The organism is Sulfolobus acidocaldarius DSM 639, from assembly GCF_000012285.1.
GTDB classification, from domain to species: Archaea; Thermoproteota; Thermoprotei_A; order Sulfolobales; family Sulfolobaceae; genus Sulfolobus; species Sulfolobus acidocaldarius.
The window spans coordinates 1,954,220-1,971,715 of record NC_007181.1 but is presented as its reverse complement, the minus strand read 5'-3'; the positions used below and the strand labels follow the sequence as shown (position 1 = coordinate 1,971,715).

General features: G+C 37.7%; 15 protein-coding genes. 6 read left to right on the top strand and 9 right to left on the bottom strand.

The features are described from left to right. Nucleotides 1-91 precede the first annotated feature (91 nt). Both SACI_RS10360 and SACI_RS10355 read right to left on the bottom strand, forming a co-directional pair. Entirely contained in the window at nt 92-1,102 is a 1,011-nt protein-coding gene (locus SACI_RS10360) for an amidohydrolase family protein (protein ID WP_011278937.1), read from the bottom strand. 43 nt (nt 1,103-1,145) lie between these two features. After that, entirely contained in the window at nt 1,146-2,441 is a 1,296-nt protein-coding gene (locus SACI_RS10355) for a glutamine synthetase family protein (protein WP_011278936.1), read from the bottom strand. Between the two features lie 366 nt (nt 2,442-2,807). On the opposite strand from SACI_RS10355, the gene SACI_RS10350 reads away from it, so the two are divergent. The 3 genes from SACI_RS10350 to SACI_RS10340 all read left to right on the top strand — a co-directional run bounded on the left by SACI_RS10350 (nt 2,808) and on the right by SACI_RS10340 (nt 5,788). After that, nucleotides 2,808-3,755 carry a phosphotriesterase family protein gene (locus SACI_RS10350; RefSeq protein WP_011278935.1) on the top strand — a complete coding sequence of 316 codons (948 nt, stop codon included), beginning with the start codon at nt 2,808-2,810 and terminating at the stop codon, nt 3,753-3,755. A 607-nt stretch (nt 3,756-4,362) separates the two neighbouring features. Beyond that, the gene (locus SACI_RS10345; RefSeq protein WP_011278934.1) at nt 4,363-4,722 is read left to right on the top strand and encodes a hypothetical protein; all 360 of its coding nucleotides are present in this window, start codon (nt 4,363-4,365) and stop codon (nt 4,720-4,722) included. A 238-nt stretch (nt 4,723-4,960) separates the two neighbouring features. Beyond that, nucleotides 4,961-5,788 (top strand): DMT family transporter, encoded by an 828-nt coding sequence (locus SACI_RS10340; protein ID WP_011278933.1) that lies wholly within the window; start codon nt 4,961-4,963, stop codon nt 5,786-5,788. A gap of 77 nt (nt 5,789-5,865) precedes the next feature. On the opposite strand, the gene SACI_RS10335 is transcribed toward SACI_RS10340, so the two are convergent. Beyond that, complete coding sequence (locus tag SACI_RS10335; protein ID WP_011278932.1) at nt 5,866-7,200, bottom strand: aspartate aminotransferase family protein; 1,335 nt, start codon at nt 7,198-7,200, stop codon at nt 5,866-5,868. 155 nt (nt 7,201-7,355) lie between these two features. Here SACI_RS10335 and SACI_RS10330 point away from each other — a divergent pair, with 155 nt between their 5' ends. Together SACI_RS10330 and SACI_RS10325 are read left to right on the top strand one after the other, a co-directional pair. Beyond that, nucleotides 7,356-7,829, top strand: coding sequence for an Lrp/AsnC family transcriptional regulator (locus SACI_RS10330; protein WP_230937913.1), 474 nt, complete (start codon nt 7,356-7,358; stop codon nt 7,827-7,829). A gap of 333 nt (nt 7,830-8,162) precedes the next feature. Next, a complete protein-coding gene (locus SACI_RS10325) occupies nt 8,163-8,960 on the top strand; it encodes a DNA repair ATPase (protein WP_011278930.1) in 798 nt (265 codons plus the stop codon). A gap of 240 nt (nt 8,961-9,200) precedes the next feature. On the opposite strand, the gene speB is transcribed toward SACI_RS10325, so the two are convergent. Both speB and SACI_RS10315 read right to left on the bottom strand, forming a co-directional pair. Further along, the gene (gene speB, locus SACI_RS10320) at nt 9,201-10,118 is read right to left on the bottom strand and encodes an agmatinase (protein ID WP_011278929.1); all 918 of its coding nucleotides are present in this window, start codon (nt 10,116-10,118) and stop codon (nt 9,201-9,203) included. A 107-nt stretch (nt 10,119-10,225) separates the two neighbouring features. Then, a complete protein-coding gene (locus SACI_RS10315; RefSeq protein ID WP_011278928.1) occupies nt 10,226-11,356 on the bottom strand; it encodes an MFS transporter in 1,131 nt (376 codons plus the stop codon). Nucleotides 11,357-11,763: 407 nt separating this feature from the next. Between SACI_RS10315 and SACI_RS10310 the strand changes: the two genes are divergently transcribed. Beyond that, complete coding sequence (locus SACI_RS10310) at nt 11,764-12,978, top strand: M20 family metallo-hydrolase (protein WP_176586702.1); 1,215 nt, start codon at nt 11,764-11,766, stop codon at nt 12,976-12,978. On the opposite strand, the gene SACI_RS10305 is transcribed toward SACI_RS10310, so the two are convergent. The 4 genes from SACI_RS10305 to SACI_RS10290 all read right to left on the bottom strand — a co-directional run bounded on the left by SACI_RS10305 (nt 12,958) and on the right by SACI_RS10290 (nt 17,354). After that, entirely contained in the window at nt 12,958-14,199 is a 1,242-nt protein-coding gene (locus tag SACI_RS10305; RefSeq protein ID WP_011278926.1) for a M20 family metallopeptidase, read from the bottom strand. The genes SACI_RS10310 and SACI_RS10305 overlap by 21 nt on opposite strands. A 15-nt stretch (nt 14,200-14,214) precedes the next feature. Further along, nucleotides 14,215-15,009 carry an SDR family NAD(P)-dependent oxidoreductase gene (locus SACI_RS10300; RefSeq protein WP_011278925.1) on the bottom strand — a complete coding sequence of 265 codons (795 nt, stop codon included), beginning with the start codon at nt 15,007-15,009 and terminating at the stop codon, nt 14,215-14,217. Between the two features lie 122 nt (nt 15,010-15,131). Next, nucleotides 15,132-16,424: an MFS transporter gene (locus tag SACI_RS10295; RefSeq protein ID WP_011278924.1), complete on the bottom strand. Its 1,293-nt coding sequence runs from the start codon at nt 16,422-16,424 to the stop codon at nt 15,132-15,134. A 72-nt stretch (nt 16,425-16,496) separates the two neighbouring features. Beyond that, nucleotides 16,497-17,354: a P1 family peptidase gene (locus SACI_RS10290; RefSeq protein WP_011278923.1), complete on the bottom strand. Its 858-nt coding sequence runs from the start codon at nt 17,352-17,354 to the stop codon at nt 16,497-16,499. Nucleotides 17,355-17,496 lie beyond the last annotated feature (142 nt).

Below are 17,496 nucleotides of genomic sequence, written 5' to 3'. Positions count from 1 at the left end.
CGCTCTCCCATAGGAATATTGGCGTGTAAAGAATTACAATACAACTTAAGATTTAGTTCAATCTCCTGAACGTGGACTTACTTTGCATTAGTCAATCAAGCTTGTATAGACGTGAGGCATTCCGAGATAATATCATTTGCCTTATTTCTTCCTCCTCTTCAATTATCCCTAATGAGACCATTTTGTTCAGAACCATGTCTAAATATCTTGGAAATATCTTAGCTGAAATCCAAGCTATTTCAGGTATATTAAACCCATCACTCCCATACATTATTTTGTTAAAAGGCGCAACCTCCATTATCTCCTCTAAAGCATTTAAAGCCCCTAAAGGCGCAAATGGACAGACCTGAGATAAGTCCAAGTATACTGAAGGAAATATATAACTCATCCATGCAGTTTCCCTGTGGTAAGGGTAACCTGAATGAACAAACACTATTTTTCCTTCATACCTTCTCACAACATTAGTTAAGTAAGCTGGTCTCGACAGTTCAAGCTTTATATCCCTGTCACCAGCACCCGTATGAACCTGCAGTGGTACATCTAACTCTTTAGCTATCTCCATAGTCTTGCATAACAGGTAGTCCCTAAAGCCCTTCTTCTTCTCCCCGTACCAATCCTCATCCCTTGACAAGAAGTCCTCTAACGCTTTCAACTCATTGCAGGTTATATTTAGACCAGTCCTGTAAGCTATTATACTCTTGAACCCCACATATCCTTCCCTTACTTTATTCCTCAATGTTTCCTCAAAGAACTCTATTGCCTTATCGAAGGGCAAGGAGAAGAGACTGGAATTAATTATGCTCTCTATCCTGAAGAGACGCTTATACGGTGCAGGTATTTCCATCTCTTTACTTCCAAATCCCTCATCAATAACAAAAGCTTTAATCTTAGCATCATCAATTAGGAATTTCATGTAACTCACAGGGTCATCTCTTATTAACCTATTCCTCTCTTTGATGAAATCGTCTCCTAAAAGTCTCTTCATCTCTTTCTTTAACATGAGGTAAAATGGTCTCCACTTGTTCATTTCAATTACGTCCGCATTTATCTCCTTCTCTCCCCACGACTCAGCTGATGCCATCATAAACTCCTTTTCATCCATAACTTTAACAGAAAACCAATGGCAATGAGAATCTATTATCATGCTAGATCTTCCTGTAAACCTCGTACTCCCAGTCCGTTACAATAGATTCGAACTCTTCAACCTCAGCACTTTTGATGTTAATGAACTCCCTCACAACCTGTTCCCCTATTCTCTCCTTCAATCTGTTGTCTCTATCTAGCTCACGTAAAGCCTCCCTTAGATTTCTTGGAATATCCTCTATGTCTTTTCTAAGGTAAGCATTTTCGTTCACAGGATTACCGGGTTTCAATCCCCTCTCAATACCATCGAGTCCAGCTTCCAAAACAGCTAATATAACTAGGTAAGGATTAGAAGAAGCGTCAGGAACCCTGTACTCAACTCTCCTGTCATGTGATTCCATTGTGGGATAAGGGGTTGGTATTCTTATCATGGTAGATTTGTTGTTATACCCATAAGATATCTTAGTGGGTGCCCATGAGCCTGGTACTAATCGCTTATATGAATTAACTGTAGGTGCAACTAATGCAGTGAGAGCCTTTGCGTGTTCCAACAGTCCGGCAATGAAATTATATCCTAGTTCACTAAGTCCATATTTGTCCTTAGGGTCATAAAATACGTTTTTCCCTTCTCTCCAAAGGCTTATGTTCAAATGCATACCTGACCCTGGTAGTTTGTTGAAAGGTTTTGGCATGAAGTTAACTTCAATACCTTTTGAGAGGGCAATCTGTTTTGTTATCTCCTTGAATATTACCACCTCATCAGCACTCCTCAATGAGTTCTTGTGAACTATATCAAACTCGTATTGACCAGGTCCGTACTCCTTGATAACCCTTATAATATCTATCCCTGAGTTTGTGAGTACCTTTATCATTTCACTTATTATTGGATTATTGTAAAAAGCAGAGGAGTCGAAGCATCTTGCGTCGTCATATGGTTTCCTATCCTTCACAAGGTAGAATTCCATTTCAAATGATGATCTCACGTCGTAACCTTCTTCCTCCTTAAGTTTCTCCAGTCTCGCATTTAACTTACTTCTCAAATCAAATTCCCAAGGCTTGCCCTTATCTCTAACTTCACATATTACAATAGCTGAGGGAGGAAACACAGTCAAAGTCGATAAGTCTGGGACTATGAAGACATCCTCATCCTGGGGACCAAAGGAACCATAAGGAGATATTATGTCCATCGGGGTAAAGCTGAACATGGCTTTGGTGACGCCAATACCAGTTCTTATTAGCTCTTCCACATGGCTCACTTGGGCTCCTTTGGACCTGATAACTCCATCCAACCCGACCCATGTAAACCTAAGTATCTCCACATTGTAACTTCTCAGCTTGTCCTTTATGGATTGTGACATGAGTTAGATTTTAAGTGTGAAATTATAAGCCTTTAGGTTATTAATTAAATAAACTAATAAATTATCTTTATATTATGTATTTGGACGGCATCTCTATCAATTTTTACATGATAAGAAAAAGGAGAGGATTTTCACTGGGACAAAGAAGATATTAATTGTCCCTTTCAGCTTCGTTGTATATAGTATTTGCAGAGGTATATTGACGTTCTGATCAAGAGATTGAATATCGTATAAGTCTACATGAAATAAGAAGATTTTGTCAGATTCTCTGTTAAATGTTTAGATGTGACCATATGGTACGAAATGTTACTAACCCAATTTGAGATATCAAAAATTTATTCTATCAAATTATTATAATATACTTAAATGACAAAAATTCCTCTTGTAGGAAAAGGTGAAATATCACCTGGAGAAATGGGTTTTACTTTAATACATGAGCATTTAAGGGTCTTCAGTGAACCAGTTAGATATCAATGGCCACATCTTTATAATGAAGATGAGGAGTTAAAAAATGCAGTAAATGAAGTAAAGACAATAATGTCATATGGTGTTAAGACCATCGTGGATCCCACTGTCATGGGTTTAGGGAGAGACATTAGATTCAGTGAGAAGGTCGTGAAAGAAACAGGTATAAATGTGATTGCAGCAACGGGGTTGTATACTTACACTGATTTACCTTTCTTCTTCAATGGAAGATCATTGGAAGAGATTGCAGAATTATTAATACATGATATAAAAAAGGGAATACAAGGGACAAATAATAGAGCAGGCTTCATTAAGGTTGCAGCAGATGAGCCAGGTATAACGAGGGATGTAGAGAGGGCAATAAGGGCAGCTGCTATAGCTCAGAAGGAGACTAACGTACCCATAATAACACATTCAAATGCTCATAACGGGACAGGTCTTGAGCAACAAAGGATTCTAATGGAGGAGGGTGTAGACCCAGGGAGAGTGCTAATAGGTCACTTGGGGGACACTGATAACGTGGATTACATAAAGAAGATAGCCGATAAAGGCTCGTTTGTAGGTCTAGATAGATACGGTCTAGATCTATTCTTACCTATAGATAAAAGGAACGAGGTGTTGTTGAAATTAATTAAAGATGGATACTTGGACAGGATTATGGTGTCACAAGATTACTGTTGCACAATTGACTGGGGGATAGCAAAGCCGGAGTACAAACCTAAACTAGCTCCAAAATGGAGTATGAGTTTAATATTTACAGACGTTATACCCTCAATTAAGAGAGCAGGAGTAACTGATGAGCAGTTGCATGTAATCTTCGTAAAGAATCCAGCTAGACTATTTAGTTAGTTTAGATTATCTCTTTTTTATCTCGATCAAGGATTTTCAGTTTTTTAGTCTAATGTGCTAGCTAAACTATTCCTGTTAATCTGCGGTGAGAGTCTTTAATTTTGCTCTGAGCTAATTAACTTCACAAAAACCTTTTTATTAGAAATTGAGGAATCGCATATGATGTAATTTTTAGTAAGATGTTAGTGTCTTCATTTAAGGTAGTATCATTTTATGTGTTTTCAATCATTTCCATTATTCCTAAATTAGATCCCTTAGTAGAATATCTCTGTAATTCTACACGTTTTTCCATGTATATACAGTTGTCGTATGTGTGTACCACTTACTTAAGCTTTAATCTCATTGGTCGACTATTGTTGGCAACAAAAATAGACGCGATAGGAGAGTTACAAATTAACTTAATTTTAATTTGGTCTCACTAAATGATCTTTTTATTAATTTAACAGTTTTTAGTAATTATAAATTAATAACGTATTTGATGGCTATTTTTTAACGTGAATAAAGTCTCTTATAATTTTACTTTTTATTAATCCACGCTTGAAATTTAACACTGTAAATTTATCATTAGGTAAAAGTTTAAATGATGTTTAATAGTCTAAAATAATATATGAAAGTTGTTAATGAAAACGAAGAGGTAGAGAAAATTGGTCTGACCCTTGAAGAGGACGAGATATTATTAGTAGATCCTAAAGGGCAACACATAAGTAAAGTATCAACTAAACAGATAGTTAAGAAAGCGTTAGAGGAGAAGACATTGAGGTTCAGAATTAAGGAGGCTGTTCAAGTAAAATTAAACAGAGACGAGGAGAAAAAGCTGCCAGATTTAAAGGAGCTAGTTTTCGATACACATCTCTTGTTATATGGTAAGAGGGCTCACGAAGTAAAATACGTTGGACATGTATGTCCATTCTGTGGAATGGAAGTAGATGAACAAGGATATTGTGGTTGCAATACTGGTACAGACTAAGCACAATTAGAAAAGAGGAGGGTCAATGGCTTCATTGTACTGGTTATATTAAAAGCTAATTTTAAGTATACAGTAATTTAATTAATTTTTGAAAGTGAAGGCTAAAAATTTATCAAATATATAATTCTGCTCTATTTCTGGTTATGAGTTTTTATTATTTGGTCTCTCTTAAAACACATCATGCACCTCTTATCTATAGCGATAAATTTAAAGTCTCTTCGGCGTTTGCGATAGTTTTGTGAAAATACTAAAATACCTTATCCCGTACATCATAGTGGGCTCTCTTCAATACTACTTTGCAAAGGATGCAATAACTTATTCTTCCCCTGTGGTTTTCAACCTATTGAGGTATATAATATCTTCGGCGATTTTCTTATCTATCCGTAGGAGAATAGTGTTTAACAGGGACGTATTTCTTCTTGCACTATATACTACAATGAGCTCCTTAACGTGGAGTCTAGGATTAAAATACGTTTCACCTTCTGAGTCTGCTGTCTTAAGCTACACTATGCCCCTATTTTCTATACCCATAGCCTTTTTAATCCTCTCAGAGAGACCCACAGTTATTGAGACTTTAGGTGTGGGTATAGGATTTTTAGGGGTGACACTTTATGGTCTACCCCTAGTTCATGGATTCAGTCTCTTAGGGGCAACTCTGACCATTATAAACGCTGTATTTTGGGCTTTATTCTCAGTATATTATAGGAAATTAAGGAATGAAGACCCAATAGTTGTAAATGCCAGTCAATTCTCCATCGGTTCTGTTATCCTTGCCTTATTATTACCCATAGACCACGACGTAACAATTAATGATAGCTTTATTGAAGGAACTGCATATACTGCAACACTGGGAGGGGCTCTATCTTTCTTCCTGTGGAACATGATGGTCAAAATAGAGAGAGTGCCAAGAGTTACAATTTTCAGTTTCTCAATACCTATCCTTACAACAATAATTCAGGTTGTCGTATTTAATACTAGCGTGTTCTTAATCCAAATAGCCGGAATAGCAATAATATTTATAGGCATAATATTATCGAGGATTAGAGATTTCGTCAAAGTAAAATAATGTGTAATAGGGAAAACCTCAACTTTTAACCCCTACTGAACTACGTTTAGATTAAACTTCTCTCGGTCAAGACCTAATCAATTTCTGTACTGATTATCTGCTTCTCTTATCACTTTGTCCAATGCCTCTACGCCTTTATCAATATCTTCCTTTTCAACAACTAAGGGTGGGGCTATTATGAACCAAGAGGGTCCATTGTATACAAATACTCCACTTTCTAAGGCTTTTTTGGCTAATAGATCAAGTAAAATTGGTTTACCTTCATATTTATCATTGTAGTCAGCAAAGGGAGTGTTTTTACCATCCTTCACTAACTCTACAGCCCAGAACAGACCGACTCCCCTTACATCTCCTATGCTTATGTGCCTTTCCTTGAGCTCATTTAATCTCTTCCCTAAATATTTTCCCATCTCTCTGACGTGCGGAAGTAGGTTGACCCTTTTGTACTCACTGATAACAGCAGGAATAGCAGCTAGGGAGACAGGGTGAGCTTCAAACGTATGACCATGGGCGAAAACATTATCCTCAAAGAAATCTCCGATCTCTTTAGAAACTCCTGTAATACCAATGGGAACATATGATGCTGAAGCCCCCTTGGCGGTGGTTAAAATATCAGGTTCAACACCCCACAGATTTACGGCAAACCATTCTCCTACTCTACCCCATCCAGTCATAACTTCATCTGCAATAAATAATACATCGTTTTCCATGGCGATCTTCCTTAATAAGGGCATGTACTCCTTCGGCGGGACGATTACACCATTTGTACCTGTTATGGGTTCAACTATAATTCCTGCAACGTGCTTTTCCTGTTTTATGATGTAGTCTACGTAGTTTGCGCATGCTATACCGCAATCTGGATATTTCAGTTTCAAGGGACATCTAAAGCAGTAAGGCTCTGGAAATCTTACAACTCCTGGCATTATGTTAGGCTCAACAAACCATCTCCTATAATCTCCGGTCAAAGATATGGATCCCTCTGTAGAGCCATGATAAGATCTGTATCTAGATAGAATCTTGAAAGAGGGTCTCTTGATCAGCCTTATGATCTTTATTGCAGCCTCATTGGCTTCTGTGCCTGAGGTCGAAAAGAAGAATTTAGTTATGTTTTTTGGCATCACTTCTAATAAAGCCCTTGATGCCTCAGCCCTGATACTGACCCCTAATGAAGGATTTATGTATTGTAATGTTTCCAACTGTTTTTCTATAGCCTTAATTACGTTCTCATTTCCATAGCCCAAATTGACATTTATGAACTGAGAGGAGAAGTCCAGGTACTTATTACCTTTGGAATCATAAAAATACGCCCCCTTACCCTCTTTGATTACTAGAGGATCCCAGTTTTTCTGTTTTCCCCATGTCCTAAAAGTATGTTGCTTTATTAAGTTCTTAGTTAAGACATCTTCGTCCATAAGTAATATTCTTCTTAAACAGATTATAAACCTCTTTGAGAGTGATTTGTATTATATACAAACTAACATTCCCTTACTATACTATGCGTACAATTTTAAAAGAGATGATAGAGATTTATACAAAATTTTATATCTATGCTTATATATTGGAAAAAATGTATTATATACAAATGGAGTTAGACGAAATAGATATAAAAATTCTCAAGATACTTCAGGAAAACGCAAAACAGTCTTTAGAAGACATGAGTGAAATGCTCAAACTTCCCAAGTCAACTATTGCATATAGGATTAAGAGGCTCGAATCTCAGGGTATAATAAAGGGTTATTATGCGCATATAGATCCCTATGCTCTAGATCAAGATTACATAGTAATAACATTTGTTAGGGCAAAGTATGGAAAGGATTACCACCTGAACTTAGGCTCAAAATTAGCCGAGATACCGGGGGTCTGGGGAGTTTATTTCGTTTTAGGTGATACAGATTTCGTAGTAATGGCTAGGTATAAAAACAGGGAGGAGTTTATGAAAAATTTTCTTGAGAAGCTTATGAGTATGCCCGAGATAGAGAGGACTAGTACACAAATTGTGGTAAAGACGATAAAGGAGGCTCCAAATATAGTAATTTATTAAGGTGACGAAAATTAGGAAGAAGAGGAGAGATATGATACAATTAAAGTTAAGACCTTATTCTCCTAATTTTTAGGGAATCAAGTTTTTATTCTCTTTATATTTTATATGTTGATTTTATCAGAACTTCGTCAAGTTACATTAATTACTTTCGCTAAGCGAAACCTTCTACAAATACATGTAAGACTATACTATACCATGTTAAATATAGCTTCGGAGATCTATGTTTTAAGTATATTTAATTGTTATAAATTACTGAATATCTCTGCAAATATAGTCATAAAATCAACCTAAAATTATAGGTAAGCTTATTATCAGTAGATGAGATTTTATCTTGTGAGTACTGAGGAGATTTACGTAAAATTAAAGAGTGATAGGGAGTTCATACAGAGAATCGCAGAGGTAGTCTTAGAGACTGTAGTGGTTAAGAAATTAGACGAATTTGAAAGACAGTCCAGGTTCATTAACGATAACTTAGTCTTAATATGGGAGAAACTCGCTGAAAACGACATAAAATTTAACAAAATTCATGAGGAACTAGTGAAGTTGAGGCAGGAGATGAATGATATGAGGAAGGACTTTAACAGTGAAATTATCAAGTTGAGGCAGGAGATGAATGATATGAGGAAGGACTTTAACAGTGAAATTATCAAGTTGAGGCAGGAGATGAATGATATGAGGAAGGACTTTAACAGTGAAATTATCAAGTTGAGGCAGGAGATGAATGATAACTATAAACAGATTGCCAGATTTGTGGAGAACTTAACGACAAGTATAGAGGACGACGCCCAGTATTATTTACAATGGCTTATTGAGAAGAAGTTAGGTTACAAGGCAGAGATAACTAGGTTAGAAATTGACAATGTAGTGGAAATTGATATATTTTCACAGTTTGGAAATTATTTATTAATTGGTGAAGTTAAGAGTAGGGCTAATAAGTCAGTATACATGGAACTAATGAGAAAGGTAGAGAAACTAAAGACAGTCAAACCTGAATTATTTAAAGATAAGAAAGTAATCTTGGTAATATTCTCCCTAAGCGTAACTAAAGACTTATTAGACCTATGCAAGGAGAACAAAGTATATTTGACTACGGGAAGTAGAGATTTGACAAAACTTGAGGAAATAATATAAATTATGAATTATGAACTAAACGAAAGAGATTAAGTGTCTGTCATCACTCTTCCTACTACTTTAGACTAATAGCTTTTCTCCATTTTGCACCAATTCGCTCTTAAATCTAATTTCATGTTAAGTAGGAATTCACATACTAATGATCTATGAACCTTAGACAAAAATTTACTAACTTTTTAGTTCTTCCGAGGAAGATCTCATAAAAAAGTCTACTGACGCAATAACTTGAGCTAAGAGGATCTAAAGGGACAATGATAAGATGCTTAGTCCCTCATATATTATGTTAGCTGCTAGCATTGAGGTTATCTCACTGACATCGTATGGTGGAGACACCTCTACCACATCAAATCCAACTAATTTGTCAAATCTCCATTGCCTTATGAACTCTATTATCTCAAAGCTCGATAGACCTCCAACTTCAGGAGTCCCTGTGCCAGGGGCAAATGCTGGATCAACTACATCTATATCGAGTGAGACGTAAGTGGGTCCTTTAAGTGATTCGATCTCCTTTAATATATCCTTAGGATTAAGTTTTAATTCTCTGATAGTGAAACTCTTTATTCCTAGCTTAACTTTATCACTTAAGTCCTCCTTTGAAAATGTAGATGCCCTTATGCCAGCCTGAATAACGTCTTTGAGTAGACCCTCCTCTAGGGCTCTTCTCAACCAACTTCCATGTGTATACTTTTTACCCCAGTAAGTGTCCCAGAAGTCATAATGGGAGTCTAAATGAATTAAGTTGATCTTACCATATTGCTTATGCATGGCTCTTAATATGGGAAGTGTTATGGAGTGGTCCCCTCCAGCTATAAAGGGAACTAACTTTTTAGATGATATAATGTCGTATACATCTTTCTCTATTATCTTTATGGTGTCCTCAATATACCCCGGTATTATATTCACATCTCCAAGGTCACAAGCATTCAGTTTGTCAAACGGATATGTATCTAAGAACTGATTGTAAGGTCTTAATAACCTTGAACCTTGTCTTACAGCCATTGGTCCAAATCTAGCCCCTGTTCTATATGTTACGGCATCGTCGAATGGTATTCCAAGGAAAGCCGCTTTAACCTCTTCCTGTGGTAGACACATTGGGAGTCTTCCGAAAGTGGAAACTTGGGTAAATCTTGGGGATTTAAGAGCATCGATCTGCCTCATATGAAATAATAGGAGCGTTGATTATAAAAATTAATTATTGTTTCACGGTCAATTTATGACGACCTTTTAAAAAACAAGTGCTCTTCATGGACTATTGATCTGAGATTTCATTTAAGTTTTGAGAGAAGAAACAAGCTTATGATAGAAATTACACAGCCCAGGTCTAAGGCAAACATAGAGAATGCAAAACTCTTAGTTAAAAACAGGACGAATCCCACTAAGCTAGGAGCTATCATAGTTCCCAATTGTGACACTGCATTAGCGAACCCAATTGAAGTACCTGCCCTACTTTCTCCCCCTATCTTCATTATGATGGAGTCTGTAGGGGGTCTATAGGAGAACGAAAACACTCCTAAAAGAAATGCCTCAGCTACTACTAGGTAGGGGTTAAATGTTATTATAATGAGTAAAGTGACTAAGATAAACCCTATTAAATTAATCAGTATGACATTCTTATCTCCCATTACTGCTACCAAGCTTTCCACGCTCAGTATACCTATCAGTTGACCTAATCCGAAGAGGAAAAGGAATGACGCTGATAGAGTTACGGGAATGTCTCTATAAACCACTAACATAGAGAATATCCATGTTGTCGTCCCCCATGTAGCCCACAGTTCACCAAGTCTTATCAAGGTGGCTAATATAATCTTCTTGTTGAAGAGCACACTAAAAGATCTTTTGACCTCGGTGGACTTCGAATTAACCTTTAACTTTAAACTGAGAAGACACAACACACTAAAACCTACGGCAAAGAATAAGAACAAGAATTTCCATGAATCCAGTATAAACGACGAGACCGCTCCAAGAAGCAAGATAGTAATCGGTCCTGCACTTTCTAGGATAGCAACATAAAATGTCAGATGGGAACTTCCCGCATAGGTAATGGCTATTATTTTCATTGCAGATGGAAATATTGAAGACGCAATAATTCCTTCCATCAAGTAAATTATCACTATTAGCACGTATGATCTTAGAAACAAGAACAGTATAAGGTTAAGTGGAACTAAAATAGCAGATGATGTAGCCATAGCCTTGTTAGGACCAATTTTGTCAATTATTAGCCCCCAGGGAATGGAAAACAAGATATATCCTATGTAGAAAGAGGAGGCTACGAACCCTACTTCCACAGGATTCAAGTTAAGTAAAATAGATATAGGTAGGGCGATAACTCCCCAGCTAAGTCTTATGAGAAGTTGCATGAAAGTCCCTAACCAGCCTATAACAACGCTCTTACGCATAATGAAATACATTTTAAAAATCATACATTTTAAGCTTTAGACTTATACGCGTCTTAGTCTACCATTATAGAACTAAAGGAAATCAGTTAAGAATGAAAGTAGTGAAAGAGTATTGTCTGTTTCGTATTCTTCACCTTAATTAAAGAAAGTTTAAAAGAAAGAGCAAAATCAAGGCAGTCATGTTTAGGCGTAACAGGATGGCTTCCTAATTTAATCTCTAAGATATGGGACAGTAAGGGAGAGAGTCTGTTTTAACTGAGTAATTCAGACTCGGAGGGAGATGCGACACATCACTGATACAACTGAACACTCCTCTGTTTTCTCCTGACTGACCTGAAAAGTTATTTGTTAAATAAGGTTAAAAAGGTTAAATAATTCATGTAAAGATAGATATAAGTATGAGCTTTATAGACGAGAATCGTTTCGTGGAAACATTCCATAAACTGAGTAACATTGGATGGACTGAAGAGGGAGCCATGAGGGTAGCTCTGAATGAATATGACATACAAGTAAGGATTGAACTTACCAAAATTCTTTCCTCTTTAGGGGCTGAAATTAAAGTTGATGACGCAGGAAATATAATAGCAAATATAGCAGGTGAAAAAGAGGACAAGATAGCGATAGGCTCACATATGGACTCTGTCCCCTACGGAGGAAAATATGATGGGTTTTATGGAGTAATGGCAGGTTTAGAAATATTAAGAGGATTACGAGAACATGGAGTTCGCACTAATCACACCATTTCGCTTATTGATTTCACAAATGAGGAGGGATCAAGGTTCAAACCCTCACTTATGGGCTCAGGTCTCACAACAGGGGTCTTCAACAGGGAGTACGTATACTCTATAGTTGATAAAGACGGTATTACGTTTGAAAAAGCCCTAGAGAGATCGGGTTTTTTAGGTAATGAGAGTAACAGAATAATTCACGATAAGCCGAAATTTTACCTTGAGTTACACATTGAACAAGGACCAGTACTAGAGGAGGAAGGATACCAGATAGGGATTCCCTTAGGAATAGTGGGGTTAACTGTGTGTGAATTCAAGTTTAAAGGTCAATCTAGTCAGGCGGGACCGACACCAATGGATCGGAGAAGAGACGCACTAGTAGGTGCTTCAAAATTTATCACCAATATAAGGGATTATGCCAGACGTACCAGTGATCTAAGAGCAACTGTAGGTATAGTGAACCTGAAACCCAATATTTATAACGCCATACCTGGTGAAGTGACATTGACTCTTGACCTGAGAAGTATAGAAAAGGAGGATAGAGAAAGAGCGCTAAGAGAGGCTAAGAGGCTAGCTGAAGAGATAGCAGATCAAGAGAAGCTAGAGGTGGAGGAGAAACACTTGTGGACTGCTGAGCAGGTAAAATTTGATAAGGAAGTTGTCAGCGTTATTGAGAAGGCTTGTAATCAACTTGGGTTAAAGTACAAGTTCTTATACAGTTGGGCTGGTCATGATGCTCAATACATGACAAGGGTTTCAAGGGTGGGAATGATATTCATACCATCTCATCTTGGTATAAGCCATTCCAAAGAGGAATATTCGTCTGATAGGGACATGGTCAACGGTTTAAGAGTACTTGCGAAGACTGTAGAATTACTTGATGGTCTTACTTAGTTCTAATAGCGTCAAGCTTAACACTTTGATGCTATCGAAGAAGTCTTTTATTTCCACATATTCATCCGTGGCATGAGCCTGTTCTATTCTCCCTGGTCCATAGTTTATTGATGGAATCCCCTCCTTAACTGTGAATCTCATATCAAAAGTTCCAGGGGATAGTACCAGCCCTGGTTCCCTTTGCCTGACCTCTCTGATTTTCCTCCTCATTACTTCATATATTTCATTTTTAACATCTGATGTGATTGTCTCCACTGAATAAAACTCGTCATAGTCGTATTTAGCCTTAAAGTCCATTGTAACCTTTTCTATGACGTTAATAATTTTACTTCTTACTTCATCTAGGTTTTCCTCTGGGATTAGTCTCCTGACTATACTTAATTCACAATAATCAGCTACTGTATTCATCCAACTCCCACATCTAACAGTTCCAACCAAGACTGAAGGTCTCTTGGAGACCTCAGGTATGATATTGTATTTAGAGACTATCTCTGGTACGGAATTGTATAACTCTTGTATTATTTTCATGGATACTTTCACAGCGTCTACTCCTAGCTGAGGAAGCCCCCCATGGCTTTTCTTTCCATATATTTTCACAATTGCCCATATAGCTCCCCTGTGACCGTAACATATATTGTCAGAACCTGTAGGCTCTGTAAATATGACGTAGTCCACTTTACCTCTCTTTAAAACACCTTTTTCTACGAGGTAATGGGCTCCAGCATTTACGTTTCCGACAGTCTCCTCATCTGGAACAAATGTCTGTATTACCTGTAAATTGGAAGGAAATGATTTCGCCCTTTTTAACAACTCAACGCCATATATCCCTGCAATGATCCCTGACTTCATGTCGGCTGAGCCTCTACCATATAATTTACCATCCTTTACAACAGCTGAATAAGGACTTACATTCCAACCAGATCCTGCGGGAACTACGTCATAATGACCGTTGAACGCAATTTTAGTCCCTCCATTACCTATGTAGCCGACTAGGTTTGGTCGATCACCTTCTCCAAACCTAACCAGTCTCTTTAGTTCCTCTTCAGATGGGTTGAAGATCTCTGTCTTATAGCCTAAATCTCTTAAGATCTCATCAAGCTTATCCACAATCTTTTGGTAGTTTAAACCCGGAGGGTTCTCAGTCGGTATCTTAATAATCTCCTTTAAACGATCTAAAGCCTCTTCCTTGATCTCCTCAAATTTATCCTCTAACAAGTCCATTACCTACACCCCTAACTACACCTTTGGGTCATATCTACCATCTATCGCAGTCCATCCCCCATCCACGTATATTACGGTTCCTGTAATGTATGAGGAGGCAGGCATGGCTAGGAAAAGTGCAACATTAGCAATTTCTTCTGGTGTTGCCCATCTCTTCAATATGGTCTTTTCGGTATATGCCTTAAACCACTCTGGATCACTCTTTATTTGTCTGGTCAGTGGTGTATCTACGACACCTGGAGCTATCACATTTACTCTAATGTTGTACTTACCGTATTCAGCTGCTGCAACTTTAGCTAACTGTATTATTCCTGCCTTGGTCATGGCATAAACACTCTGTCCAGGCTCAACAACGGTTCCCCTAATGGACGAGAATAGAACCACACTACCCCCTCCCTTATTATTTTTCATAACGGAGAGAAATTCCTTTACAACCATGAAATTTCCCTTGAGGTTAACGTTTATAACCTTTTCAAAGTCCTCATAAGTGTAATTCTCAATAGATTTTCTAACATTAATTGAAGGTGTGACATACAGAGCATCTACATTTCCGTAAACGGACAAAGAGAAATTCACTAATTTCTTTACCTGATTGAGGTCAGTTATGTCACATTTCATGTGGTTTACTTCATGACCTCTCGACCTCAGGGAGTCAGAGAGCCTCTTTAACCCTTCTTCATCAATATCGCTCAGTACGACTTTACCTCCCATTTCTGAGAACATCTCAGCTATGGCTTTTCCTATACCACTGGATGCTCCTAAAACAACAGCATTCATGCCTTTTACTGAAAAGAGCCTATCAATGTCCATTTTTGTTCAATTTATAATTTATGTTAGCCAAAATATATTTACACTAAGACTATTGAGTGAAGCAAACATCTCCTAGTTGTGCATTTGCTCTTATCCTACTGTTAAGTCATTTGGGATATACATTACTTCCTTATTGGATCCTCCTTGCCAATATAATATGTCTCTTTGGATATCAAAATACCTATGATCATAGCTATTGATGCAATGGTCAAGTTAATGAACCATGAGTTGAGGAGTCCTATGTAGGTAGAAATTGCGAATATTATACTAATGGAAAACCCTCCAACTATAGCACCTCCATTGTAAGTGAAACCAACACCAGTTGTCCTATATTTTTTGCTGAACTGTTCACTGAGGAAGGAGGGTAGAGTGGAGAATATCATTGCCTCTAGAAAAGCCTGTATACTAAACACCGTAGTTGCAGTTGTAAAGTTGTTAGTAATACCAAAGTATAAAATTGGATAAATAGACACTGTGAACAATATAGCGTAAATTAACATTGGTCTCTTTCTGCCAGAGATCAAGTTAGCCAAAAGTCCTCCAGTCCAAACACCGAAAAGCGAGACAAGGTTTATTATAGCAACTCCAATACCTACCAGTCCTCCTTGAATATCATTGAGAGTCATGACTGTTGGATATATGTTGAAGGTGGCATTATTAATGTAAAGCAATCCGCTGGTTATCAGTAGACCAATCAGTATTTGAATATATGAGTCCTTAAACAGAGTCTTTATAGGAACCTTCAGTATTTCCTCCCTCTTTCTCATTTCCTCAAAGACTGGAGTCTCTTTTGATATTAATCTAATCACAAGAGTCAGAACACCAGGTACAAGGCATGTTAGGAAGAATATCCTCCAGCCTATCGTTTGAAAATCGTTCAAGAACAGGTTGTAAATACCAGAGTAAACAAGACTGATTATGAAGTATCCAGTTCCAAATCCGCTCTGAATAAATGCACCGATAAAAGCTCTTTTATCAATTGGAACATTTTCTAGAGCTAGAGACGTACCTCCCCCATATTCCGCTCCTGCGAACATTCCCTCGAGAAAAAGGACTAAGTAGATTAGGATGGGAGCCAAAATACCAACTTGAGAGTAAGTAGGAAGTAACCCCTTAGAGGCTCCGAATATGGAGAAGCCTAATATGGTAACAGTAAGCATACTTCTTCTTCCTAGTTTATCCCCGATGAAATTACCAAATATTAGGGAGCCAATGGGTCTTGCAATTGCACCAGTGGCTAAACCTCCAAACGTGGCTATGAGGCTTATTACTTGGTTTGATACAGGAAAGAAAAGGTGAGATAGGGTTACAGCAGCCAATGCGTAAGCTATGCTAGTGTAACCATCCATAAGCCATCCTGCCCACGCCCCCAGTACGGATAACCACTGTTCCTTAGTTAAGCCATAAAAAGGCATGTATACATTTTAGGTAAAATGGGTATTTAACTTTCTAATAGCACAGTTACGTTTTACATGGTTCTGTATCGCTCATTGTCCCTCTGAGTATACAGATACTACAGCCTTCCTAGCTGCTTCATAAGCCATTGCGTTCAGCTCATCGAATTTAACTTCGACTCTGTTTGTAGCTATGGCGAAAACAGTATCACCATCCAAGGAGAGGTTATATGGTCTTATAACCGAAGAGAAGCCATTCTCGACTATACTAGCTAATCTACAGGCGTCAGAGTTCGATAGTTTAGCATTTGTAATTACCACTCCTAAAGTTGTCCCCAAAGTATTTTCGTCTACAGATGTGAATTCATTTCCTGCGATCAATTTTCCACTCTCGTCATATATATTGCCGACACTATTGAGTACAACAATAACTCCAACTTTAACATTCCCTTTTCTCAGCTCGTAGTAACCCTGACCTCCAGGTTTGGCATATTTTAGACCTCCTACCTTACCTACCGTACCTCCCTTTCCTGCCCAATATCTTCCTATGGGAATCTCAGTTGATAGTGATTCGAGAGCCTTGAATCCCCACTCCTCTGTTGGAAGGATAGAATTTTCATATAGGTCATATATTGCAGCTGCTGACACTATGGGAATTCGTAGATTTGCTATCTTAAACCCAACTTTTTTATTGAACAACTCTTGAACAACACCTTGTACAGCCCTAAATCCAAATACACTCCTTCCAGTCAGGACAATGGCATTAACTGATTGATCTTGTCTATGACCTGGTCTCAAAAGATCTGTGTTTAAAGTAGCTGGTGAGCCCCCTCTTTGTGAGATGCCAGCTACGTTATCCCCTTCAGTGACTATGACAGTTAAACCTGATTTAGCTCTTTCATCGGTATAACCGCCAACAAGAATTCCCTCAACACTAATTTCCTTTGACATAAACCCACAAGATAATTAGAGCTTAAAGGTCATATAAAGACTTTATATCCCTCTCCAAATCGAGGCTTGATGGGAATAGTAAATACACTTATCTCAAATTAGGCTAACACAAAAGACACAGTGATTTATTATGATCAGAATA

Excerpts from the sequence above, each read along its gene's own strand:
- SACI_RS10315 (WP_011278928.1), bottom strand. The coding sequence starts at position 11,356 with ATGCGTAAGAGCGTTGTTATAGGCTGGTTAGGGACTTTCATGCAACTT.
- SACI_RS10295 (WP_011278924.1), bottom strand. The coding sequence starts at position 16,424 with ATGCCTTTTTATGGCTTAACTAAGGAACAGTGGTTATCCGTACTGGGG.
- SACI_RS10330 (WP_230937913.1), top strand. The coding sequence starts at position 7,356 with ATGTATTATATACAAATGGAGTTAGACGAAATAGATATAAAAATTCTC.
- SACI_RS10345 (WP_011278934.1), top strand. The coding sequence starts at position 4,363 with ATGAAAGTTGTTAATGAAAACGAAGAGGTAGAGAAAATTGGTCTGACC.
- speB (WP_011278929.1), bottom strand. The coding sequence starts at position 10,118 with ATGAGGCAGATCGATGCTCTTAAATCCCCAAGATTTACCCAAGTTTCC.
- SACI_RS10355 (WP_011278936.1), bottom strand. The coding sequence starts at position 2,441 with ATGTCACAATCCATAAAGGACAAGCTGAGAAGTTACAATGTGGAGATA.
- SACI_RS10300 (WP_011278925.1), bottom strand. The coding sequence starts at position 15,009 with ATGGACATTGATAGGCTCTTTTCAGTAAAAGGCATGAATGCTGTTGTT.
- SACI_RS10360 (WP_011278937.1), bottom strand. The coding sequence starts at position 1,102 with ATGGATGAAAAGGAGTTTATGATGGCATCAGCTGAGTCGTGGGGAGAG.
- SACI_RS10305 (WP_011278926.1), bottom strand. The coding sequence starts at position 14,199 with ATGGACTTGTTAGAGGATAAATTTGAGGAGATCAAGGAAGAGGCTTTA.
- SACI_RS10335 (WP_011278932.1), bottom strand. The coding sequence starts at position 7,200 with ATGGACGAAGATGTCTTAACTAAGAACTTAATAAAGCAACATACTTTT.
- SACI_RS10290 (WP_011278923.1), bottom strand. The coding sequence starts at position 17,354 with ATGTCAAAGGAAATTAGTGTTGAGGGAATTCTTGTTGGCGGTTATACC.
- SACI_RS10350 (WP_011278935.1), top strand. The coding sequence starts at position 2,808 with ATGACAAAAATTCCTCTTGTAGGAAAAGGTGAAATATCACCTGGAGAA.